General features: G+C 32.1%; 22 protein-coding genes and 1 tRNA gene. 16 read left to right on the forward strand and 7 right to left on the reverse strand.

Translation table 11 applies throughout. The annotated features are described in order from the left end of the window. Positions 1-191: 191 nt before the first annotated feature. The 9 genes from ACHRVZ_RS19465 to ACHRVZ_RS19505 all read left to right on the forward strand — a co-directional run bounded on the left by ACHRVZ_RS19465 (position 192) and on the right by ACHRVZ_RS19505 (position 8,544). On the forward strand, positions 192-1,169 hold the full coding sequence (locus ACHRVZ_RS19465; protein WP_395424552.1) for a peptidoglycan DD-metalloendopeptidase family protein: 978 nt from the start codon (positions 192-194) through the stop codon (positions 1,167-1,169). Positions 1,170-1,217: 48 nt separating this feature from the next. Continuing rightward, on the forward strand, positions 1,218-1,550 hold the full coding sequence (locus ACHRVZ_RS19470; RefSeq protein ID WP_041517414.1) for a MerR family transcriptional regulator: 333 nt from the start codon (positions 1,218-1,220) through the stop codon (positions 1,548-1,550). 43 nt (positions 1,551-1,593) lie between these two features. Continuing rightward, a complete protein-coding gene (locus ACHRVZ_RS19475; protein WP_395424553.1) occupies positions 1,594-2,178 on the forward strand; it encodes a LemA family protein in 585 nt (194 codons plus the stop codon). Positions 2,179-2,290: 112 nt separating this feature from the next. After that, positions 2,291-2,728 carry a TPM domain-containing protein gene (locus tag ACHRVZ_RS19480; RefSeq protein ID WP_395424554.1) on the forward strand — a complete coding sequence of 146 codons (438 nt, stop codon included), beginning with the start codon at positions 2,291-2,293 and terminating at the stop codon, positions 2,726-2,728. Positions 2,729-2,731: 3 nt separating this feature from the next. Further along, entirely contained in the window at positions 2,732-3,568 is an 837-nt protein-coding gene (locus ACHRVZ_RS19485; RefSeq protein ID WP_395424556.1) for a TPM domain-containing protein, read from the forward strand. A 60-nt stretch (positions 3,569-3,628) separates the two neighbouring features. After that, the gene (locus ACHRVZ_RS19490; RefSeq protein WP_395424558.1) at positions 3,629-4,408 is read left to right on the forward strand and encodes a tetratricopeptide repeat protein; all 780 of its coding nucleotides are present in this window, start codon (positions 3,629-3,631) and stop codon (positions 4,406-4,408) included. 9 nt (positions 4,409-4,417) lie between these two features. Continuing rightward, the gene (locus ACHRVZ_RS19495) at positions 4,418-4,831 is read left to right on the forward strand and encodes an RrF2 family transcriptional regulator (RefSeq protein WP_395424559.1); all 414 of its coding nucleotides are present in this window, start codon (positions 4,418-4,420) and stop codon (positions 4,829-4,831) included. A gap of 251 nt (positions 4,832-5,082) precedes the next feature. Further along, positions 5,083-7,629 (forward strand): TonB-dependent receptor, encoded by a 2,547-nt coding sequence (locus tag ACHRVZ_RS19500; protein ID WP_395424560.1) that lies wholly within the window; start codon positions 5,083-5,085, stop codon positions 7,627-7,629. Between the two features lie 171 nt (positions 7,630-7,800). Next, the gene (locus ACHRVZ_RS19505) at positions 7,801-8,544 is read left to right on the forward strand and encodes a DUF2490 domain-containing protein (RefSeq protein ID WP_395424561.1); all 744 of its coding nucleotides are present in this window, start codon (positions 7,801-7,803) and stop codon (positions 8,542-8,544) included. 150 nt (positions 8,545-8,694) lie between these two features. On the opposite strand, the gene ACHRVZ_RS19510 is transcribed toward ACHRVZ_RS19505, so the two are convergent. From ACHRVZ_RS19510 to era, 5 genes are all read right to left on the reverse strand, one after another. After that, entirely contained in the window at positions 8,695-11,448 is a 2,754-nt protein-coding gene (locus ACHRVZ_RS19510) for an outer membrane beta-barrel protein (protein WP_395424562.1), read from the reverse strand. Positions 11,449-11,645: 197 nt separating this feature from the next. After that, positions 11,646-12,122: a hypothetical protein gene (locus ACHRVZ_RS19515; protein WP_395424563.1), complete on the reverse strand. Its 477-nt coding sequence runs from the start codon at positions 12,120-12,122 to the stop codon at positions 11,646-11,648. A gap of 12 nt (positions 12,123-12,134) precedes the next feature. After that, the gene (locus ACHRVZ_RS19520; protein WP_395424564.1) at positions 12,135-12,566 is read right to left on the reverse strand and encodes a hypothetical protein; all 432 of its coding nucleotides are present in this window, start codon (positions 12,564-12,566) and stop codon (positions 12,135-12,137) included. 165 nt (positions 12,567-12,731) lie between these two features. After that, the gene (der, locus tag ACHRVZ_RS19525) at positions 12,732-14,042 is read right to left on the reverse strand and encodes a ribosome biogenesis GTPase Der (protein WP_230716175.1); all 1,311 of its coding nucleotides are present in this window, start codon (positions 14,040-14,042) and stop codon (positions 12,732-12,734) included. A gap of 384 nt (positions 14,043-14,426) precedes the next feature. Next, positions 14,427-15,308 carry a GTPase Era gene (gene era, locus ACHRVZ_RS19530; RefSeq protein ID WP_041517423.1) on the reverse strand — a complete coding sequence of 294 codons (882 nt, stop codon included), beginning with the start codon at positions 15,306-15,308 and terminating at the stop codon, positions 14,427-14,429. Positions 15,309-15,424: 116 nt separating this feature from the next. On the opposite strand from era, the gene ACHRVZ_RS19535 reads away from it, so the two are divergent. Beyond that, positions 15,425-15,497, forward strand: a tRNA-Met gene (locus tag ACHRVZ_RS19535). A gap of 106 nt (positions 15,498-15,603) precedes the next feature. Here ACHRVZ_RS19535 and ACHRVZ_RS19540 read toward each other — a convergent pair. Next, a complete protein-coding gene (locus tag ACHRVZ_RS19540; RefSeq protein WP_395424565.1) occupies positions 15,604-16,026 on the reverse strand; it encodes a VOC family protein in 423 nt (140 codons plus the stop codon). Positions 16,027-17,189: 1,163 nt separating this feature from the next. On the opposite strand from ACHRVZ_RS19540, the gene ACHRVZ_RS19545 reads away from it, so the two are divergent. From ACHRVZ_RS19545 to ACHRVZ_RS19565, 5 genes are all read left to right on the forward strand, one after another. Next, positions 17,190-17,561 (forward strand): helix-turn-helix domain-containing protein, encoded by a 372-nt coding sequence (locus tag ACHRVZ_RS19545; RefSeq protein WP_395424566.1) that lies wholly within the window; start codon positions 17,190-17,192, stop codon positions 17,559-17,561. Between the two features lie 111 nt (positions 17,562-17,672). After that, positions 17,673-18,788, forward strand: a complete 1,116-nt coding sequence (locus ACHRVZ_RS19550; protein ID WP_395424568.1) for a nuclear transport factor 2 family protein — start codon at positions 17,673-17,675, stop codon at positions 18,786-18,788. A gap of 145 nt (positions 18,789-18,933) precedes the next feature. Then, positions 18,934-20,358 carry a serine hydrolase domain-containing protein gene (locus tag ACHRVZ_RS19555; RefSeq protein WP_395424569.1) on the forward strand — a complete coding sequence of 475 codons (1,425 nt, stop codon included), beginning with the start codon at positions 18,934-18,936 and terminating at the stop codon, positions 20,356-20,358. Between the two features lie 442 nt (positions 20,359-20,800). Then, positions 20,801-21,937 carry a helix-turn-helix domain-containing protein gene (locus tag ACHRVZ_RS19560; protein ID WP_395424570.1) on the forward strand — a complete coding sequence of 379 codons (1,137 nt, stop codon included), beginning with the start codon at positions 20,801-20,803 and terminating at the stop codon, positions 21,935-21,937. Between the two features lie 88 nt (positions 21,938-22,025). Continuing rightward, positions 22,026-22,580, forward strand: coding sequence for a porin family protein (locus ACHRVZ_RS19565; protein WP_395424571.1), 555 nt, complete (start codon positions 22,026-22,028; stop codon positions 22,578-22,580). Positions 22,581-22,754: 174 nt separating this feature from the next. On the opposite strand, the gene ACHRVZ_RS19570 is transcribed toward ACHRVZ_RS19565, so the two are convergent. After that, positions 22,755-23,093: a hypothetical protein gene (locus ACHRVZ_RS19570; RefSeq protein WP_395424572.1), complete on the reverse strand. Its 339-nt coding sequence runs from the start codon at positions 23,091-23,093 to the stop codon at positions 22,755-22,757. A 93-nt stretch (positions 23,094-23,186) separates the two neighbouring features. On the opposite strand from ACHRVZ_RS19570, the gene ACHRVZ_RS19575 reads away from it, so the two are divergent. Continuing rightward, the gene (locus ACHRVZ_RS19575) at positions 23,187-23,399 is read left to right on the forward strand and encodes a helix-turn-helix domain-containing protein (protein ID WP_395424573.1); all 213 of its coding nucleotides are present in this window, start codon (positions 23,187-23,189) and stop codon (positions 23,397-23,399) included. Positions 23,400-23,583 lie beyond the last annotated feature (184 nt).

Consider the following 23,583-nt stretch of genomic DNA (forward strand, 5'->3'; position numbering starts at 1 on the left):
AATAAGTGATAATTTGAAAATGTGTCAATGAGATAATTAAAAATTATTGTAACAATAATTATCTGATTGTCGCATTATCTAATTATCTAATTGTTTTTTATTCTTGAAAAAAGCTTCGAACAACTGAAACATTTATTAATTTTGTTCGACTAACTTATTTTACAAGCTGCAAAAATAGGGTATTTTAAAATATGGCGAAAGTAAAATATTATTACGACTCAGAAAATCTGGCTTATACGAAAATAAAAACCAGAAAACGGGCTAAATTTGGCTACGCATTGCTGTTTTTGTTGGCTTCGGCCTTGTTTGGTTTTTTAGTTTTTATACTTTTAATCAATACTCCTTACTTCGAAACTCCAAAAGATCGTTTACAAGCGCGTGAGATTGAGAATTTAAAACTTCAATATGCCATTTTGAACAAAAAAATGGATGAAATTGATGATGTTACTGAAGCGTTAGAAAATAGAGACAATAATATATATAGAGTCTATTTTAATAAAACCGAAATTCCGGATTCTATTAGAAAAGCAGGTTTTAGAGATTCGAAAAGATACAAAGATTTGGAAGGTTACAACAACTCGCAATTGGTTTTAAACACAACAAAACGAATTGACAGATTGTCTAAAGAATTGGCCATTCAATCCAAATCATTAGATGATATTTTGAAGTTGGCAAGTACAAAAGGAAACTTGCTGTTAGCCATTCCTGCGATTCAGCCAGTTCGAAATGAAAATTTAAAGCGAATGGCTTCAGGTTTTGGATATCGAACTGATCCTTTCACGAAAGTGCGAAAAATGCATAACGGAATGGATTTCACCGCCAACACAGGTTCGCCTGTTTATGCCACTGGTGATGGAGTTGTAGACAGAGCAGATAATTCGGCTTCGGGATTTGGAAATCACGTAGTGATCAGGCATGGTTTTGGATATGAAAGTTTGTATGCACATTTAAGTAAATACAATTGTAGAGCCGGACAACATGTCAAACGTGGTGATATTATTGGATATGTGGGAAGCACAGGCAGATCTGAAGGTCCGCATTGTCATTACGAAGTACATAAAGACGGAAAAGTCGTGAATCCGCTGAATTTTTATTACGGAAATATTTCGGCTGTAGAATATGTCGCAATTTCACAAATGGCAAATCAAGAGAATCAGTCATTAGATTAATACTCCAAAAAGTAGTATTTTTGGAATTAAAACAGAAAATTAAGAAACATGCATATTGAGCTTTCAAAAGATAAAAGATATTATAGCATTGGCGAAGTTGCCAAAGCCTTTAATGTCAATGCATCATTAATTCGGTTTTGGGATAGTGAATTCGATATTCTAAAGCCTAAAAAGAATGCCAAAGGCAACAGAATGTTTACTCCCGACGATATTACCAACCTGCAATTGATTTATCATTTGGTCAAAGAAAGAGGTTTTACGCTCGAAGGTGCCAAGATACATTTGAAAGAAGGGCAAAAGAAAACATTAGATAAATTCGAAATAATACGTAAATTAGAGACCATAAAAACACAATTAAACGAAATTAAGAACGAATTATAGTATATTTATTAAAAATTAGAAACAAACTTAAATCAAAACTGATATGAAAAAATGGTTAATCCCTGTAGGAATTATTATAGCACTAATCGCTATTATTGCTTTTTGGTCAATTGGAATTAAAAATAATGGTTTAAAATACAGTCAGGCTGTTAACAAAGAATGGGGAAATGTAAGTACGACTTACCAAAGAAGAAATGATCTTATTGGAAACTTGGTTAACACTGTAAAAGGTGCTGCTGATTTCGAAAAATCAACTTTGACAGCTGTTATTGAAGCTCGTGCAAAAGCTACTTCGGTAACAATTGATCCAAGCAATGTAACTCCTGAACAATTAGCTCAATACAACCAGGCTCAAAGCGGTGTATCTTCATCTTTGTCAAGATTATTAGTTTCTGTTGAACAATATCCAACATTAAAAGCAAACGAAAATTTCTTGAAATTGCAAGATGAATTGGCTAGCACAGAAAATCAAATTTTAACAGCTAGAACACGTTTCAACGAAGCTGTGCAAGCCTATAACGGATACGTTCTTTCTATTCCAAACAAATGGTTCCTAAGCGAATACAAAGAGAAACCATACTTCGAAGCTGTTGCTGGCGCTGAAAAACCAGTTGAAGTAAAATTCTAAATTTAAAATTTTAGATTATTAGACTTCTTAGAATCTAAGATTTAGTCTAATAATCTAAAATCTATCCCGCCCCGAAGTTTTGGGATCGGGACTAATATCTAAAATAATTTCAATGTCAAAAGTAGAAGATTTTTTATCCCAAGAAGATGAACGAAACATTGTTGAAGCTATTCGCGTGGCCGAAAAAAACACTTCTGGCGAAATTAGAGTACATATAGAACAAACAACTTCTAAAGTTCCTTTTGACCGGGCTTTAGAAGTTTTTTATGAATTAAAAATGAATGAAACCCAACAACAAAATGGTGTTTTATTCTACTTTGCTGTTGCAGATAAAACTTTTGCTATTTGTGGAGACAAAGGTATTAATGATGTTGTAGCCGCAGATTTTTGGGATTGTACCAAAGATGCAATGGTGGTACAATTTAAATCAGGAAACTTTAAGCAAGGTATCGTTGACGGAATTTTGAATGCCGGTGAACAATTGAAAAAATACTTCCCTTGGTCTGAAAATGACACCAACGAATTATCTAACGAAATCTCAAAAGGATAAATAATGAAAATTTCCAAAAACAAAATATCACATTCAAAAGGACTTTTTCAACTATCCTTTCTCTTCATCGCATTTTTTATTACCACTTGTGCTTTTGCGCAATTTGAGATTCCTAAAGTCCCGGAAAAGCAAACTTCGGTTTATGATTATGCCAACGTTTTAAGCGCATCTGAAAAAGCTCAGCTTGAAGAAAAACTAATTCGTTACGCAGATTCAACAACAACTCAAATTGTAGTAATTACAATCGAAAGTTTAAAAGGTGAAGATGTTAGTCAGTTAGCTACAAAATGGGGACAAACCTGGGGAATTGGAGGAACTGCAAAAGATGACAATGGTGTTATAATTTTATTGGCCAAAAACGAAAAGAAAATTGCTATTAATCCCGGTTATGGTGTTGAAGATCGTTTGACTGCCGGAATTGGCGGAACAATAATTCGAAATATAATTATTCCCGAATTCAAAGCCGGAAGTTTTTACAATGGTCTTGACAAAGGAACTGATGCTATAATCGATGTTTTCAAAGGAAAATTTAAAGGTGAACGCAAACAAACCAAAGGAAAAGACTTTCCAATATTACCTTTTATTGTAATTGTTGTGATTGTTTTAATTTTACTATCTCGAAACAAACGAGGTGGTGGAGGAAATTCAGGCAACAATGGCGGCGGAGGTCCTAGCCTGCTCGACGTTATTATTCTAAGTAATCTTGGACGAAGTGGCGGTGGCGGATTTGGAGGTTTCGGCGGTGGATCATCTGGTGGAGGTTTTGGCGGTGGCGGAGGCTTCGGTGGAGGTTTTGGCGGCGGCGGATTCTCTGGTGGAGGTTCTAGTGGAGGCTGGTAGATTTCAGTTTTCAGTCTCAGTTTTCAGTTTTCAGTTTTTTTGTTTCATTAAAATCCATTTATGAGAATTAGTATTTATTTCTTTATTTTTTGTTCTTATTTCACCTCTTATTCACAGGAGTTTTTTGATACTGATAAAATCGAAAATACGAAACAAATTGAAGAACTGAACACTTTAATTGCTCAGAATCCAAGCGCTGAAAATTATTATTACAGAGGATATAATAATTATTTAAATAAAAATTATGATGATGCACTTTCTGACTATGATCATGCACTATCATTGACACCAAATGATTTTAATATTTATTTTAGCAGAGGTAATCTAAACCTTAAATTAAAAGATTATAAAAACGCCATTGCTGATTTTTCAAAATGCGTTTCATTAAATAAAGATTCTCAAAAAGCATATTTTAACCGCGCATTTGCTGAAAGAAAAATATTCGATCGTACGGGCGCAATACGAGATTATTCTAAATGTATAATCCTTAAACCGGATAATTTAGCGGCCTACCAAAATAGGGGATTATTAAAAAAAGAATTAAATTTACATAAAGAAGCAATCGCTGATTTTGATAAAGTAATCGAAATGGACCCAAAATCAGTTGATGCATATCAAAACAGGGGTATTTCAAAAGCCATGCTTAATTCAAAAGATGCCTTGGCTGATTTTAACACTGCGGTAAAATTAGCACCCGAAAATGCGGAAACTTATTTTAATAGAGCACTTTATTTTATTAATTTCAAAATAAAAGGAGATTATTGTTCAGATTTAAAAAAAGCGTTTAATTTTGGCTATTTATCGGCACAGGAATTAATAATTGAACATTGTAAAAAATAATAAGGAAAAATGTTATCACATAAAGCAAAATACGCCCTTAAGGCCTTACTTTATCTAGCAGAACAAGATGAAAATCACATTTCTAGAACTATAGAAATTGCTGATGGAGCTAATATTCCAAAAAAGTTTTTAGAACAAATTTTATTAGATCTAAAACGAGGACGTTTTGTGAGCAGCAAACAAGGAAAATTTGGCGGATATTATCTGATACGCTCAAAAAATGATATCACTTTAGCAGAAATTCATCGTTTATTTGACGGTGCAATTGCACTTTTACCATGCGCTTCGTTAAACTTTTACGAACCATGTTCAGATTGTAAAACCGAGCAGGAATGTAGCCTAAGACACGGTTTAATGATCATTCGTGATGAAACTTTAAAAGCGATGCAAGGCATCACAATCGCCTCACTTATAAAGAAATAAAAAAATATTTTCTAATTCCTAGTAAATCGATAGAATTAATATTTATATTTGCAGAAAATAATTAACAAACCATTTACAAAATTTTAACCCTATGAAAGTACATTACAATCTATCTGGTGGATTTAAAAATCTTTTGCAAAGAAACCAAAATAGTCAATTTACAACTTTGAAAAACAATTCTTCTATGATCTGTATGTGTTGGTAAAAAAATTTATCTTAAATTCTACTAATTACATATACTTAATATAAAAATGAAAAAATCTATCAAAAATATACTTACAGTTTTATCAATTTTAACTTTCTCAATATCATTCGCACAAAACATTGATGGTGTCGTTAAAATAAATGAAAATACTCCGTTAGAAGCAGCAAACATTGTTGTAAAAGGAACAACTTCTAACACTACTTCTGATCATAACGGAAAATTTAGCATCGATACTAAAGGAAAACTTCCTTTAACTCTTTTAATTCAATATGTAGGTTATAAAACTACAGAAATTGAACTTACTGATTTACCTACATCTCCATTACAAGTTTCTTTAAAAGAAGAAAATGAACTTATTGAAGTTGTTGTTTCTTCTAGACGTCGAATTGAAAAAGTGCAGGATGTGCCAATTGCAATCTCTGTAATTACAGGTAAACAAGCTGAGCAAACGGGAGCTTTTAACGTTAACCGCATTAAAGAACTGGTTCCGTCTGTACAATTGTACTCATCAAATCCAAGAAATACCGGAATTAACATTCGTAGCCTTGGTTCTCCTTTCGGACTAACGAATGATGGAATTGATCCCGGAGTAGGTTTTTATGTTGACGGTGTTTATTATGCGCGTCCGGCTGCCACTACTTTAGACTTTATTGATGTAGAGCAAATTGAGGTTTTACGTGGACCACAAGGATCATTGTTTGGTAAAAACACAACATCTGGTGCATTCAACATCACTACTCGTAAACCGAGTTTTACTACTGGCGCCGATTTTGAAGTAAGCTATGGAAATTACAACTTTTTACAAGCAAAGGCCTCGGTTACTGGAGCTTTAAGCAGTAAAATAGCGGGACGCATCTCTTTTTCTGGTACACAACGTGATGGTTTAATTGACAATGTTGCAACTGGAAGACCAACAAATACTTTAAACAATCAAGGAATTAGAGGTCAATTACTTTTTACTCCATCAGAAAATACGAATATTATATTGGCGGCAGATATTACAACTCAGCGTCCTGACGGATATGCGCAGGTTGTTGCAGGTGTTGCACCAACACAAAGAGCTGCTTACAGACAATTTGATGCTATTATTAAAGATTTGAACTACCAACTTCCAAGTAGAAATGCTTTCGACCGTAAAATTGATCATGACACGCCATGGCGTTCAGGACAAGACATGGGAGGTATTTCTCTTAATATTGACACAAAAATTGGATCAGGAACACTTACTTCAACAACTGCTTGGCGTTTTTGGAACTGGGATCCATCAAATGACAGAGATTTTACAGGATTACAAGTTTTGGCAAAATCACAAAACCCTACAAGACAAACACAGTTTACACAAGAAGTTCGTTATGCAGGTCAACTTACATCTAAAATAAGCGGTGTTGTTGGTGCATTCTTTATTGATCAAACATCGCAAACAAACGGAACTGAGGAATCTGGTAATGCGCAATGGAGATTTGCTCAAAGTACTACTAGTGCCTTATGGAAAACTCCAGGTCTTTTTGAAGGATACGGAATCAAAACTGATGCAAACATAAGATCTTCAAGTGCGGCAGTATTCGGTCAAATTGACTGGGCAATTACAGAACGTTTTCACGTTTTACCGGGTGTAAGATATAATTTTGATAAAAAAGACGCGCATTATGCTCGTACAACATACGGAGGTTTACAAACTACTGATCCGGCATTATTGGCTTTGAAAAAACTAGTTTATTCTGACCAAGCGTTTGACTCTAGTACCGATAATACTGACTTTTCAGGAAACTTAACATTGACTTACAAAGCTTCAGACAAAATTAATGCTTATGCTACTTATGCAAAAAGTTACAAACCTGTTGGTGTAAACGTAGCCGGACTTCCAACTGATGCAAAAGGTCAGCCGTTGTTAGATCTTGCTGTAATTAAACCGGAAAAAGTAAATCACTATGAAATAGGAATAAAGACTTCTCCATTTAAAAATTCAATCTTTAATCTTGCTTTCTTTAATACAGATATTAAAGATTTTCAGACTAACGTACAAGCAGCTGAATTGGGTGTAAACCGTGGATATCTTGCAAATGCAGACAAAGTACGTGTAAGAGGTGCTGAACTTGATGCTAGTTTCGTGTTTAGCCAGCACTTTACTTTAAATGCTGCTGCAACTTATACTGATGGTAAATATGTGAAATTTACAAATGCACCGCTTCCGTTAGAAGAAACTGGAGCTCCTGTAGCTTTTAAAGATGTTTCCGGAACTGAATTGCCTGGTGCTTCGAAATGGGCAGGATCTTTGGGAGGTGAACTTTCTAATAATGCAAAATTCTTCGGAAATAAAGGAAAAGTTTTCCTTGCATTAGATTCTTATGCACGTTCTGAATTTTCATCAAGCCCATCGGCTTCAAAATACTTAGTAGTTCCTGGTTACGCAATTTTTAATGCTCGTTTAGGCTTTAGAGCAGCAGATGGTTTATCTATTCATTTCTGGGGTCGTAACCTTTTAAATAAAGATTACTACGAACAACTATTACCTGCAGGTGGAAACACTGGACAATATGCCGGAGTAATTGGTGATCAAAGAACTTATGGTGTAACTTTAAAATATTCATTGTAAGCAATTAGTTAATTTTAAATATAGTAAACGAGGTAGATTTTTAAATCTACCTCGTTTTTTTATGATCTGAAATCACAAAATAAAATTTAAAACGAATTTAAAAATCAATCTACTCTTCCCCAGATAATTCCTGATTTGTATATATTCGCGCCTTGAATTTATATCGATTAAATGAAATTTATCAAAATACTGCTCTTATTCGGCTTAATAAGTCCATTTTTATCGGCACAAAGTCTAAAAAAGACAGATCAACAAACCTTAACCTGGATTAGGTATTACAACATTTTACCAATAACCGAAAAATGGGCCATTCATTCTGAGATTGATAATCGAAGTTTTATAAGCCCCATTCATGAAAATTTAATTGCTTTAAGAGTTCAAGGCCGTTACAGGATTCATAAAAATATAGATTTAGGCAGTGGTTTTGCCTATTTTAATGTCAACACTCAAAGCTCAGATGTTGATCCTGATTATTCTGTTCCTGAATATAGAATCCAACAGGATGTTACTTTTATTAATGACATTGCAAAAGTTACCTTTCATAATCGTTTTCAGCTCGAAGAACGTTTCATTCAAAAAGCAAATCAGACAGAATTACTTAATATTTTTTCTTTCTCTTACCGGTTCCGTTACAGATTACAATCTACATTTGATCTTTGGAAAAAAGAAAAACAAAGCTTAAAAGCGACCATTTCTGATGAAGTAATGTTTAATTTCGGAGAAGACAACAAAAGAAACACTTTCGACCAAAACCGCATTTACATTGCATTACGTTATCATTTCAACCCAAACATTGGATTAGAATTAGGTTATTTAAATAGCTTTCAAAGGCGTTCTAGTGGAGTCGATTTTTATGATCGGGATATTATTAGAGTAACATTTTATCATAGAATAAATCGAAGACCTAAAATATAAGATTACAAATTTGGCGCTCTTAGTTCTCCATAAAAATGGAACCGATTCAACCTTCTGATTCAAAAAAAAAGACGCACTGCTGTGCGTCCTCTGCTATAAAACCTTTGTTTCTTTGAACCTTTACCCCTTTTTGAGCCTAAAACAAAAAAACTATTCCTCTCTTTGTCTTCTCTTCTTTCCTTTTTCTGCAGCAGCAAAATTTCCAATTTTATAACTGACTGAAAACATTATGTAACGTTTAAGAACTGTATTTTCTTCGTCACGAATTGAGGTTGCCGAAATAGTTCTTGTAGCACTTTGGTTTTGATTCAAAACATCATATACCTTAATTTTAGCATATACTTTTTTATCAAAAAAACCATAAGACAAACTCGTATTCCACAAATAAAAATCCTTTTTGAAATTGCTCGAAATACTTGAATTGTAAGTATATCCAAAATCATTTCCGAAAATTAAATTTTCTGGCCAGTAACTTGTGGTTTGCAAATTGATTCTGTGTACAACATTTGAACTTGCATCTCGCGAAGAATTTTCATAATTGGTTTGATTATATGATAAACTATACGATGGTGAAATAACCAAAAGCTCTCCGTACTCATAAGTTAAATTTACTTTTGGCGTAATCGCTGTAGATTTTGCGTTGTAAATAATAGCATTGGTATAACCTTTATCAAACGAATAACTACCGTTTAACCCAAAACCATATCTAAAAACATTAGCGTCTTTTTTTATCGATTGATTCCAGTTTCCACCAATAGAAGCTATATAAGTGCCTGAAATATTTGCGTATGTAGTCGTTCTTTTTCCACTGTCATCATAAATCGAAGTCGAAACCACATCGTTATTATAGTAATCTCCTTTTACATACAAACTATATCCGGAACGCGTGCGGAAATCATAATTCCTGAAACTAAAGTTCGCACTATTTTTCTCGATCGGATTTAAATTAGGATTTCCAATTAAAGTATTTAACGGATTGCTTAAATTTAAAACTGGCATTAATTGCACCGCAGATGGAAGCGCATTCGAATAATCGTATTTGAATGATAGATTTTTTGATCGGCTAAACTTATAACGTATCTGAAAATCTCCATATGGCAACGCATATTTCTTGTTTAAATCTGTCGCATTGTTCAAATATAACGAATGATTATCAAACTGAATAAGTGCTGTTCTAGTGTTTAGATTGACTGTAAACTTACTTTTCTGCCATGTAATCCCTACTTTAGGGCTAAAGGAATTTTGCTTTGAAGTAGTGTAATTTGACAATGAATCATTTAAACTAGAATAAGATTGCGATGTAGCATTATAATCGAATGTTTTTGCATCTTTCATGTCATTACTCCAATCAAAATCAGATCCAAAACGAATCCTTAATGAATCTGTAACAGGCTCTGTATATTCAAGTTCAAGAGAATAAGTATCATTTTTATTCTTATTGATGCTTTTCTGATTTCTATCATCGTTGGGCTTGTTGTCCTTATAAAAAATAGTTTGAGAAAGATTCAAGGCATCTGCATCGGTATTGGAATTGTTGTTATCAAAAACAACACTAAAATTACGTGACTTTTTCTTGAATGCTTTATTAAAGTTAATGGTATTCGTAAAACTGGTATTGGTACTTTCTGAGAATGATTTAGCATTACTTTCGTTCAAAGCAGCTCCATTCTCATCTTCTGAAGCACTGGATGAAGACGAATTACCATTGGAACGTGATTGATTAACTTTTGGCACAATTACCAATCGTGTCGACGGATCTATTTTATACTCCAATTCTAAATTCACATTATTGCTTGTGCTTTCATTTCTAGTTTTCGAATCGGCCGAAGTTGCAATGTTTCCTGTGGGCAAAAAACTAACCTGATCTGATTTGCTTTCGTTATTATTAATCGAATTCGAAAAATTATAACTTCCCATAGCCATTAACTTCTCTGTCCAATCGTCAGAATAATTAAGTCCAACTAAATTCGATTGTGTAATTCCTTTACCGCTTCCGGAATTTCCGCCATTGCCTTTGCTGTTTCGGCCGCCACCCATATTATCAAACACCTCATCCATTGCAAAACCGGTTGAGTTAATATTATTTGACGATGCCAGAACACTTATCTTTTGTTTGTTATTGAAAAAGTTTAAGAGAAGACTACTTTCATAACGTTCATCAGAACCGTAGCCTCCAAGTATTTTTCCAAAATACCCCTTGTTTTTCTTTTCGTCGATTGTAATATTGATACTGGAATAATCTGAAGTCGATTCTTGTTTAGAGAGTTCTTCTTTCTTTGTTTTAAAATCTGAAACTTGGATTTTTTTGATAATTTCAGCCGGAAGATTTTTCAACGCAATAGCTCCATCTTTATCAAAAAATGTTTTTCCGTTTACCAAAACCTGATTTACTTCTCGTCCGTTTACGGTAACCTTACCATCTGTGCCCACATCAAAACCTGGCAATTGTTTTAGCAGCGTTTCTACATTTGAGTCTGGGCGAACTTTATACGATGCAGCATTAAACTCTAAAGTATCTTTTTTAATAGTAATTGGCGGAGCTTCACTTTTTATAACTACATTATCTAAGGCATTTGCAGCCTCGAGCAAATACAATTTACCGTAATCCTTATTTTCTAAAAGACTTTTTTCTTCTTCAAAATAAGGTTGATATCCCATATAATTTACCTTCAAAAAAACAGGTTTATCATATTTTTTGGTTTTAATGCTAAAAGCACCATTTTTATCGGTTGTAGCGTATTCGATTACTGTAGAATCTTTAACCGTTGTAAAATAAACGGTTGCCAGCTCTAGCGGCAATTGTGTATTAATATCGACAACTGTTCCTTTAATAACGATTTCGTTCTGGGCACTTGCCGAATAACAAAAGAAGGAAAAAATTAGAAAATAATAAATTTTGGTCATAAAATGGTTAGTTAGAAATAGTAAGACTATAAAAAAGCCAAAAGGTTTAATTGTGTTTTTCACATTTAATCAAACAGTATGCCAGTAACAACACCAAAAATATTTTAATCAATAAAAAGACATGAAAAAAGTCCCCATTTCTGAGGACTTTTATTTTTATTTTTCTCTGATATAAATATCGATATGCTACAATATTACTACTTATCTATTGCGTGCCTATCAGTAATTTTATAATTTTTATCGATTGAAATAATGTCATTATATAATTCCTTTGCACCGAATGAATTATTTGTTCTGTACTTATGACTTACTGTGTAATATTTAGTTTCCGTTGAGCTTGAATCCTTACAACGCTCTGCTATTTTTTTTCTATAGTTGTCTATTTGATTATTGTTGTCTTTTAAATAAGCTTTGATAACTTCACTCTGTACACCTTTTCTAAGCTCGTCATTACGCTCTGCGTATTCCTTAATAATACTTTCATATCCTATCTTTTCCTCTCTAATTTGATCACCGACTGTAATAGTATCCAAAACCTTAATTGAAATTTTCTCGTAACTCGCAGGGTCTTTTAAATTCGTTTGAACATATTCTGAAACACTTTTTTCAATAGGAGTTTCTTTAGTGCACGCGAAAAGTACCAATAAACCAAAAAGAGCAATTATTTTTTTCATTTTATTTTTTATTTAATTTACTTTCCCAAATATTTTATCTATACTTTTTTTATTATAACTTCCACTTAGTTTGATATATCCACTTACTGACGTACTTCTAATTGCTTGTACCATTGGGATTCCAAATGATTTTGAAAATTTAAATATAGTATACTGTCCTTTACTGTCTTTAAATTCAAATTCGCTTAATTCTCCATTAAGCCTTTTAGCTATCTCATTATAGAGATTTTCAATTTCTTCCGAATTAGTATCTACATACCAAGTATCTGAAATAGATACAGAAGTATTAGGAAAATAGATATAGGCAGTACCTGACTCAAACCAAGAAATTCCGACACTCTTTGCTAAAACGGCAGTTTTTTTTATTGGTTTTACAACTTCTGAAATTTGAGCATTCATTTCAAACCCTACAGCTAACAAGACTATTAATAATAATTTTTTCATGTTTTTATTGTTGTTAATAGGCAATATTAATTTATTTAAATATTTTTTGATTACGGATTTCCTTCTTTAGAGAAATTTTTATTAAAACAAAACGCAAAAAAGAAAAAACCCTTGTAATGCTTTAGCTTTACAAGGGTTTAACATAATTTAAATATTTATCTTTTTTTATTTCTCTCTGATATAAATATCGATTGGTACTCCAGAAAAATCCCAATTTTCTCTAATCTTATTTTCAAGATATCTTTTATATGGTTCTTTAACGTATTGTGGCATATTAGCAAAAAACACAAACTGAGGTGTTAGAGTTGGCAACTGCATACAATATTTAATTTTTACATATTTACCTTTTGTCGCTGGCGGCGGATAAGCTTCAATTACTTTCAACATGTATTCGTTGAATTTTGAAGTTGCAATTCTTTGTTTTCTGTTTTCGAAAACCTGAACTGTAGCTTCTAATGCTTTCAATAAACGTTGTTTCGTTAAAGCCGAAACGAACAAAATTGGCACATCAGTAAAAGGCATTAATTCTTTTTTGATTTTCTCTTCGTAATCACGAGTCGACATGGTATCTTTTTCAACCAAATCCCATTTGTTTACTAAGATTACAACTCCTTTACGGTTTTTCTCAGCCAACCAAAAAATACTTTGATCCTGACCTTCAAATCCACGAGTGGCATCGATAACCAAAATACAAATATCAGCATGCTCAATTGCACGCACTGAACGCATTACCGAGTAAAATTCTAAATCTTCCTTTACTTTAGCTTTACGACGGATTCCCGCAGTATCAACCAAGTTAAATTCAAAACCAAAACGGTCAAATTTGGTATCAATTGCATCACGTGTAGTTCCTGCAATATCAGTTACCATAAAACGTTCTTTACCAATTAATGCATTGATAAAACTTGATTTTCCAGCATTTGGACGACCTACAACAGCAAAACGAGGCAGAACTACTTCTTCCTGAACTGGTTCTGGTTTTTCTGGAAAAGATTCGATTAAAGCATCTAATAAATCTCCAGTTCCACTTCCTGAGATACTTGCAAACGTAAAGTAATCTCCTAAACCAAGATTATAAAACTCCAAAGCATCTTTTTCACGCATTGCGTTATCTACCTTATTTACAGCCAATAAAACTGGTTTCGTCACCTTACGCAATAAGCGTGCAACAACGTCATCCATTGGCGTAATACCTTCTTCTACATCAACAACAAAAATAATAACATCTGCTTCATCGATAGCAAGCTCCACTTGTTTACGAATTTCTCCTTCAAATACGTCATCAGATCCGCGAACGTATCCACCGGTATCAATTACAGAAAACTCTTTTCCGTTCCACTCGCTTTTACCGTAGTTTCTATCTCTGGTAACTCCAGAAACCGAATCTACAATAGCTTCTCTTCTTTGTATCAGCCTATTAAAAAGGGTTGATTTCCCTACATTAGGTCTTCCTACTATCGCAACAATGTTATTCATTTTTTTGAATTTTTGATTTCAGATTATAGATTTTAGATCTCTAGCTTGCTAAAAACCTAATCGCCTGTAATCCAAAATGCTTTATTTTAATTTTTTGCAAAGGTAGTTAAAAAAAGTTGCTGAGATGCTAAGTTTCTAAGTACCTAAGTTTTTTATTATTTTTCCTGTTATATAAGGAGTATTTTCAGGAGCTGTTTCCTGCTATCCGTTTCAATCTTTTGTTCCGCTAAAGCTTCACAAAAGGATTTCCACTGCTATCAGGGCTAGGCTTCAGGGTATCAGGAACTTTTTCGGTCATCAGTCGCATTTCAACATAAAACCTAAACAATTTAAACATTCCTATTTCGTATTTCAAACTTGAAACCTGAAACTTGAAACATTTTTTTATTGATTATAACCAAAACGTTTCAACATATTGGCATTGCTTCTCCAGTTTTTATTCACCTTAACAACAAGTTCAATATGTATTTGTTTTCCGAAGAATTTCTCTAAATCGGCACGAGCTTCAGTACCTACTTTTTTAAGAGCTGCACCTTTATGTCCAATAATGATTCCTTTTTGAGTTTCGCGTTCTACCATAATGATCGAACGGATTCTGATTATATTCTCGTCTTCAAAAAATTCCTCTGTAACGATTTCAACTGCATACGGAATCTCTTTGCTGTAATTCAACAAGATTTTTTCACGAATGGTTTCGTTTACGAAAAAACGTTCCGGTTTGTCTGTTAATTGATCTTTTGGATAATATGCCGGAGATTCTGGCAACAATTCGATGATTCTTCCAAAAACTTCCGGTACATTAAAATTCTGTAAAGCCGAGATTGGGAAAATTTCAGCATTTGGCACTTTTGCTGTCCAGAACGCTACTTGTTCTTCTAATTGTTCCTGATTTGAGTTGTCGATTTTATTCAACAATAATAAAACCGGAATTTTAGCGTGAATGATTTTATTAAAGAAAGCTTCATCTTTTAAGTCCTGCTCTCCTATTTCGACCATGTAAACTAAGATATCAGCATCTTCAAAAGCTGACTTTACAAAGTTCATCATCGATTCCTGCATTTCATAAGCGGGTTTGATGATTCCGGGAGTATCCGATAATATAAGTTGAAAATCTTCGCCATTCACGATTCCAAGAATACGGTGACGCGTTGTTTGTGCTTTTGATGTAATAATCGATAACCTTTCTCCAACAAAGGCGTTCATCAATGTTGATTTTCCAACGTTTGGATTCCCGATGATGTTTACAAAACCTGCTTTATGTGACATTTGTGTACTATTTATTTTGCAAAGGTAGTCATATCAACTCAATACAGAAAATAAAACATTTTTTAAAGTTTTCGTTGGATTTCTAGAAAATCGGCGTATATTTGCACCCGAAACATCGCGGGATAGAGCAGTAGGCAGCTCGTCGGGCTCATAACCCGAAGGTCACAGGTTCGAGTCCTGTTCCCGCTACTAAGACAAAGCTTCAGAGAAATCTGGAGCTTTTTTGGTTTGGACTATTTTGAAATAACTTTGTGTTCACGAGCGGGACGCTCGCGCCAGCCAGGGAATTGTTTTATTATTTTTCTTCAGTAGTAATTTTCCAATTAATACCAAATTTGTCAATACAAATACCATAATAAGAACCCCAAAAGGCTAAATTCATAGGTACTTTTACTTGTCCATTTTTAGACATTTCGTTAAATAATCTATTAGCCTCTACTTTACTATCTGTATGAATGATAAGTGCAAAATTATTATATTCAATTGATTCTTTATATGCTACTGTGTTGTCAGAACCCGATAATGTTGTTTCTTCACTAATAGGTAAAGTGATATGCATAATTTTTTCGTCAGTTTCCGCAAAAATTTTTCTATCAGTTTTTGGAACATCTTTATAACGTCCAATATATGTAATCTCCTTTCGAAAAACTGTTTTATAAAAATTAAATGCTTCTTCACAATTACCGTTAAAATAAATGTATGGATTTACTGTAGTCATAAAAATTAAATTTAATTATTGTTTATTCCACTAAAATAATGCGCAACATGTTTATATGTGTGACCAACTATACAAAGCTACCTAAATTTGGCAGCTTTGAATGTAGAAATATCAGAATTATTCCGAGAAATATAACCCAATACTAAGACAAAGCTTCAGAGAAATCTGGAGCTCTTTTTATTTATTCAGATTAACAAAACAATGTCTGATTCAGATTAAGGTTGCGGAGTCAGGTGACATTCGAATAACTTTCCATAAAAACACTCTGATGAACAAGTGAAATCTATTTTTATTTGCTGACCTGGATTGACTATAAAAACTTTTATTTTAATGGAATTATTGATTCATTTTTCTTTTACATGGAAAAATAATATTCTGTTTATGAAAAACGTACTTAACGTATTGATATTTTTATGTAGTATTGTAAAAAACTTACTCGACCGTTTTTAACGGGTATTTTTAAGTTAACTGCAAACAAATCTAAAAAGAAAGCATATTTTCAATTAATGAATATTAACAATCAAATATTATTTTTTTTAAGTGCTCTGGGTGTTTTTAATAGTGTCGTCTTGAGTTTTTATTTTTTATTCTTCAAGAACAACAAAACTAAATCTGATTTATTTCTTGGACTTTTATTATTGTCTTTAAGTGTAAGAATAGGAAAATCAGTGTTTTATAATTTCAATCATCAGTTGTCAAAAACATATTTGCAAATAGGTTTGTCAGCTTGTTTTTTAATTGGCCCTCTATTATATTTTTATGTTAGATCAATTTTGCAAAATCTTAATTATTCTTTTGCAAAATATAGTCTCGCTTTAATAATTATAACGATAAGTGTTTTTGGTTTTCTTTTTCCATACAAGGAAAACCCTGTTATATGGAGCGGAATAATTTATTACTTTATAAATATTCAATGGTTTATTTTTATTGTATTATCCATTTATGAGACGAGACAAATTTTCAAAAAGTTAATTACGAACCGCAGCCAAATTAGCTATCATGAAACTTGGATATTGTCGGTTATTTGTGGTGTTTTTGCAATTTGGCTTTCGTATTTTTTAGCAAGATATACTTCTTATATTTCGGGTGCTTTGACTTTTTCTTTCAGTTTTTACATTTCCTTGCTTCTTATTTATTATGCAAAAAATAAAACTTTAATCTCGGTGATTAATAAAGAAAAGTACATCAACAAAATAGATGAAAAGCTGGTAAAAGAAATTCAGGAACAAATTAATATACTTTTTGAAACAAGAAAAATTTACACCAACCCTGACCTTACTTTATCAATTTTAGCAAAAGAATTGAATATTCGTCCGCAATTGCTATCACAATTTATTAATGATAATTTGAATAAAAGTTTTACTCAATTCATCAATGAATATCGAATTGACGAAGCAAAACGTCTATTAAAGGAAAGTACTCAGTTCAAAATAGATGCTGTGGGTTTTGAATCGGGATTTAATTCCAGCAGTACCTTTTATAGTTCATTTAAAAAAATCACAGGTACCACGCCTTCAAACTATCAAAAAAAATAATTCTACTCCTAAAATATACATTTGGACTCCATTATGATAAACTTGGAATGATTTAAAACTTAATCAATATAATTTTGAGAAACATTTTTAAACCATCAAAATCCAAAGTTTATGAAAAAAGTCTTTTTCGGAATTCTATTTACACTACTATCAAATTTGTCTTTTTCACAATCGGAGCAGTCTTCGATTGAAAATTGTATTCAAAACTATATCGAGGGAACATCTTATAATGAGCCTGACAGTATTGCAAAGGCTTTTTATCCTGAAGCCAATCTTTTTTTAAGCCACAAAGACAAACCTTTATGGATCGTTCCAATTTCAGAATATGTGACTTGGTTTCAAAAAGGGAATAAAGGTGTATTTAATGGTCGTTTAGGAAAAATCATCTCTATAGAATCTTATAATGATATTGCTATAGCAAAAGCCGAAATTCTCATTCCTGAAAAAAAACAAGAATTTATGGATATGTTCCTGCTCAAAAAAATTCAGGGCGAATGGAAAATAATTAGTAAAGCAGCAAGTAGCAAGGCAAGCAATAAATCCGGAAAAAAAATATTATTCATTGTTTCCAATGCACATTATTATGGAAAATCTACCATTTCAACAGGAAATAGCTTTGTCGAAATCGTAAACGCTTATGATACTTTTATAAATTCAGGTTATACCGTTGATTTTGTAAGTCCTAAAGGCGGCGATATTCCTTTAGCCTATATTAATACCTCTGATAGCTTGCAAAAGCAATATTTATACAATCTGGACTTTATGTACGCCCTAAAACATACGCTGACCCCAAAAGAAGTTGATTCTAAAATTTACAAAGCAGTTCATTATATTGGAGGCGGAAGTGCAATGTTTGATGTTCCTGAAAACTCAGATATTCAACACATTTCTATGCAAGTATACGAAGGCAATAATGGCATTATTTCTTCAGTATGTCATGGAACCGCAGGTATAGTTAACTTGAAAACTAAAAATGGTAAATTCTTAGTTGAAGGAAAAAAAATAAGCGGTTATCCTGACTCTTTTGAAAAACAAGATGACGAATATTTTAAGCACTTTCCATTCTTAATTCAGAAGACAATAGAAGAAAGAGGAGGGAATTTTAAATTTTCAAAGAGAAATGAATCTTACGTTGAACAAGATGGTCGAATTGTTACAGGACAAAATTTTCAATCATCAAATGGTGTTGCCTTAAAAATTATTGAATTGATTGAGAAAAATAATTAGGATAATTTACCAATAGTCAGGAAACTGTGAATAAAATAAAACAGCAATGATTATAACACTGAAAACCATAACAAAGATATAAATCTTAGATTTGGTAGCAATTACACAGAAACGAAGTAGAAATCAAGAAACTTAATTAACGAAAATGAAGCATTTAACTATTATTCTAGTTTATATTTTTTTTACAACTAATTTGTCAGCACAAACAAGTTCAGAACAAAAAATTGATTCATTATTTTCTCAATACAACTCAAAAACTTCTGGTGTTGCAGTTGCTATTGTTAGAGACGGAAAAATTATTTTTAAAAAAGGATATGGTATGGCGAACCTTGAATACGATATACCTATAACACCTAAAACTATTTTTAATATAGGCTCTGTTTCTAAACAATTTACAACTTTTTCAATTTACTTACTGGAGAAACAAGGCAAAATATCATTGGATGATGATGTAAGGAAATACATTCCGGAATTACCGATTTATGAAAAAACAATTACAATTAAACATTTATGTTCTCATACAAGTGGGTTAAAAGACCAGTGGGCATTGTTGACATTAGCAGGATGGAGAATGGATGATATAATTACTTCTGAACAAGTAATGAAAATAGTATCTAAACAGAAAGAGTTGAATTTTACACCTGGAAGCCAATTTAAATATAGCAATACAGGATTTACATTATTAGCCGAAATCGTAAAAAGAGTTTCGGGAAAAAGTTTCAGTGAGTTCTCAAAAGAAAACATTTTCAATCCACTTGGTATGGAAAACACATTAGTGTTTGATGATAACGAGAAAATAGTTAAAAACAGAGCCTATTCATACGGAGATGAAAATGGAGTATATAGTAAAAGAAACCTTAACAGTTCTTCTGTTGGACCTTCAAACGTTTATACAACAGTTGAAGATTTAAGCAAGTGGACTACCAATTTTGAAAATCCTGTAGTGGGCGATGTTGAGTATATTAATCATTTCAATGAACGATCATTATTAGATAATGGAGAACCTGCTATTTTAGCGGTAAGAGATGGAGAAACTATTTACCACGCCAAAGGTCAGTTTATAAGAAATTACAAAGGTCTAACTGTATACAACCATACAGGAAGTGATATGGGTTTTAAATCTTATTTGGGTCGTTTTCAAGACAATAAATTATCCATAATACTTTTGAGTAATGATGAAAATTTTGTTGCCTACAAAGCAGGAATGGATATTGCAGAATTTTATTTATATGATAAATTTAAAAAGAGAGAAAAAATAACTGAAATTGAAAAGAAAGCTGAAGAAAAGACAAAATCTAATTCTAATACAAACCTAAACGACTTTGAAGGTGAATTTCAGAACAATGACTTATCATCACTTTTTATCGTTAAAATTATCAATGGAAAGTTAACAATGACACATAATAGATTAAGTGATGTTCAGCTAACTGAAGTCGAGAAAGATAAATTTACGGGAACAATTACATTTCCTGTGGAAGTAAGTTTTCAAAGAAACAAAAAAAGTAAAATTATAGAATTAAGTATAACAAATTTTGGAGCAACAAATGTCAAATTTATTAAGATAAAATAACTGCCACCAACAGAATACTTATTTGTTCTGGATCTAGATTTCTTTATGTAGTAAGTCCTGATATGTAAAAGAGAATTAAAACCCAAGTTAAGCTACAGTATTAACACAAACTACTTTATAATAATCTTCGAAAAATTAGCTGGACATTTCAATGTTTCCCGCTATCAAAAAAAAAGCTTCAGAGAAATCTGGAGCTTTTTTCGTTTAAACAATATTGCGAAAAGCCAGAAACAATTGCACAGCTTATCATGAGAAACTCTTTGCAGAGCTGGGACTGTTTTTTATACAAATTAGTTAATCATTTCTTAATCGATTGAGAAAGTTATCAGTATTACTATAAATTCGTCTTGTCAATACGTATGAAATAAGCTATATTTTAAAAAAGACTAATTACCACAGATATCCCAAAACAAATCTTAAAAACAACTTTTATCTTTAAAAATTGATTTATACAACACTTTTAAATATTGCGATTTTTCAGGGAATAGTCTTAGGCTTAATTATTTTAAAGTCTTCCTTATTCAATAGTAATTCCAATAAATATCTGGCAGGCTTACTATTTGTACTTTCAATCGTTTTACTAAATTATGTTTTTGAAATGGAAGATGTGTTTACATCTTATCCCTTATTACGTTTTATAGACGTTATCGACTGGGTATTTCTATTACCTGTTTTCACATTTCTATTTATTATAAACCGCATTGATGATACGGTAAAAAACAGACAAAAAACTTATTTGTGTTATATTCCATTTGCCTACAACAGTATCCTTAATGTTACAATCTGCCTTGACAGTGTAGCAGGAATTTATAAAATTCCTGAGTCCTACATGCACCTAATCAATATACTTCAGCTGATTCAGCTTTTACTGGCCGTTACCATCGTCCTGTTTCTACCTCTTTATTCTTATTTTATGATAAGGCATTTAAAAGACCCTCAAGAGAAAAAATGGATTATTATCTTATTAACTATCATGTATTTGCTTTTATTTGTCTGGTTAAGTACTTATTTAGTTGGTCTGTTTTTTCATTCTGACATTTCCTCTACTATGAGTGGCCTGGCTTTATCTGCAACATTCATAATGCATTGGACAGCTTATGTAGGCATTTACAAATACAAACTGGCCAAAGACAAAGATGCTGTTTATAATTTCCTAAATACAGATTTAGCTCTTTCGTATAGCAATTTGCAAATTGCAGAAAATAATGCCCCCGAAGAATACAAAGAATCTATCACGGCAGATAATCTCTATTTTCAGAAACTGGAACTTCTTTGCAAAAATCAGCACATTTATACTGACAGTACCTTAAACAGAGAAAAAGTTGCCGAAAAACTAGGCATAAGCCCAGGATATGTTTCGCAAATTGTAAACACGATAACAGAAGATAACTTTGCCAATTACATAAATAACTATCGCGTTGAAGCTGTCAAGGAAATGATCTCAAATTCTGAATATGAAAACTACAATTTGCTGACAATGGGATTAGAATCTGGGTTTACTTCAAAAACAACTTTTTATAAGGCCTTTAAAAAAGTTACCGGTCAGACACCAAATGAATATAAAAATACCCAAAAATAAGTACCATTTTATACATTTTTAAGCTTTTGGAACCTCTTCTAGTTTTTCTTACGTGAATTTTGCAGCTAAATAATTCAAATCACTTTTTATGAAAAAAATTTTATTACTAGCTGTTCTTACAGTTTTAGGTTTTGCAAATGTTAATGCCCAAGAAATTAAATTTGGTGCCAAAGGAGGATTAAACTTTGCAACTATAAGCGGAGACAATACTAAAGGTATTGATGTTGTAACATCGTTTAATTTTGGTGTATTGTCGGAAATTCCCATTTCAGATAAATTCTCTTTTCAACCTGAATTAATGTATTCTGGTCAGGGATATAGTTTCAATGACAATACAATTGCCTTAAGTTATCTGAACATTCCTTTAATGGGAAAATATTATGTAACAAAAGGATTAAGTGTTGAAGCCGGGCCGCAAATAGGTTTTTTACTTGCTGCTAAAAATGAAAAAATAAATGTAAAAGACTCGTTTAATACGTTTGAATTTGGAGTTAATTTTGGCTTAGGCTATAAACTTGACAACGGACTTAATTTTGGTGTAAGATATAATCTGGGATTAACTGATATTAATAATGTCGAGAACTCTTCTATTAAAAACAAAAATGGAGTATTTCAAGTATCTGTTGGTTATTTCTTTTTCTAAAACTTAATCATTTTAAGACTTTTATCTCTAGAAATGTCTGATTTATGACGTTCTGGTATTCAATTCAAATAAAAACAAAGCTTCTGAGAAATCTGGAGCTTTGTTTATTTAAGTACCATTGTTCAAAAAAAATGCATAGCCAAAGACATTTATACACCTTTTCATAAGTAACTCTTAGGAAGTTTCAACATCATTGAAAACTAGAACTTCATTGATTTCACTTAGTAATTCAAATTCATCATTAGGAAAAAGCTGAAGCACAACTTCCAGCACAAGACCAACATCTATAGAGGATTTTTTGACAGTTTCTGAAATTTTACACTCCTCCTGATTTAATGCCAAAATACATAATTTGAGCATGTTTGTAATAATACATCCAAGTTCAGAATAATTCATTACTGCGATTTCGGCTCTATAAAACCCTCTTTTATCATTATTTGGTTTTAGCGTATTTAAGTATCCATCAGCTAATCTTTTAAGATTTTCCAAATCTTTGATTTTATTTATTTCCATTATATTTCATTTTGCTCTTTTAGTTATCATATAAGATAACCTGTTTTTACAAATATATAACAAAATTTGAATTATCATAAAAGATAATTTAATTTGGAACAATCATTACAACAAAAAGTAGGAAAACGAATTCAGGAAATTAGACTTGAAAAAAATATTTCCCAACAGGAATTAGCTTCAAAATGCAACTTTGAAAAAAGTAATATGTCGAGATTGGAAAAAGGAAATGCTAATGCGACACTTTCAACACTAGAAAAAGTTTGTCATGCTTTACAAATCGATTATATCGAATTATTCAAGTTTTAAAAGCAAAAAAGCTTTTTTTTGAATGAAGCTTTTTTTGATTGCGAATTCAGATTAAGATCGAGAAAGCGGGAAACAACAATAGAAATGAAAATTCACAAAATATACTTATTCCTTCTTGTTTTAAACATTTTGATTCAGCCGATAATCTTACTGTTTACGGCATCTAAACAGTATTATTATTTTA

This window comes from Flavobacterium sp. FlaQc-57, from assembly GCF_044007395.1.
GTDB lineage: Bacteria > Bacteroidota > Bacteroidia > Flavobacteriales > Flavobacteriaceae > Flavobacterium.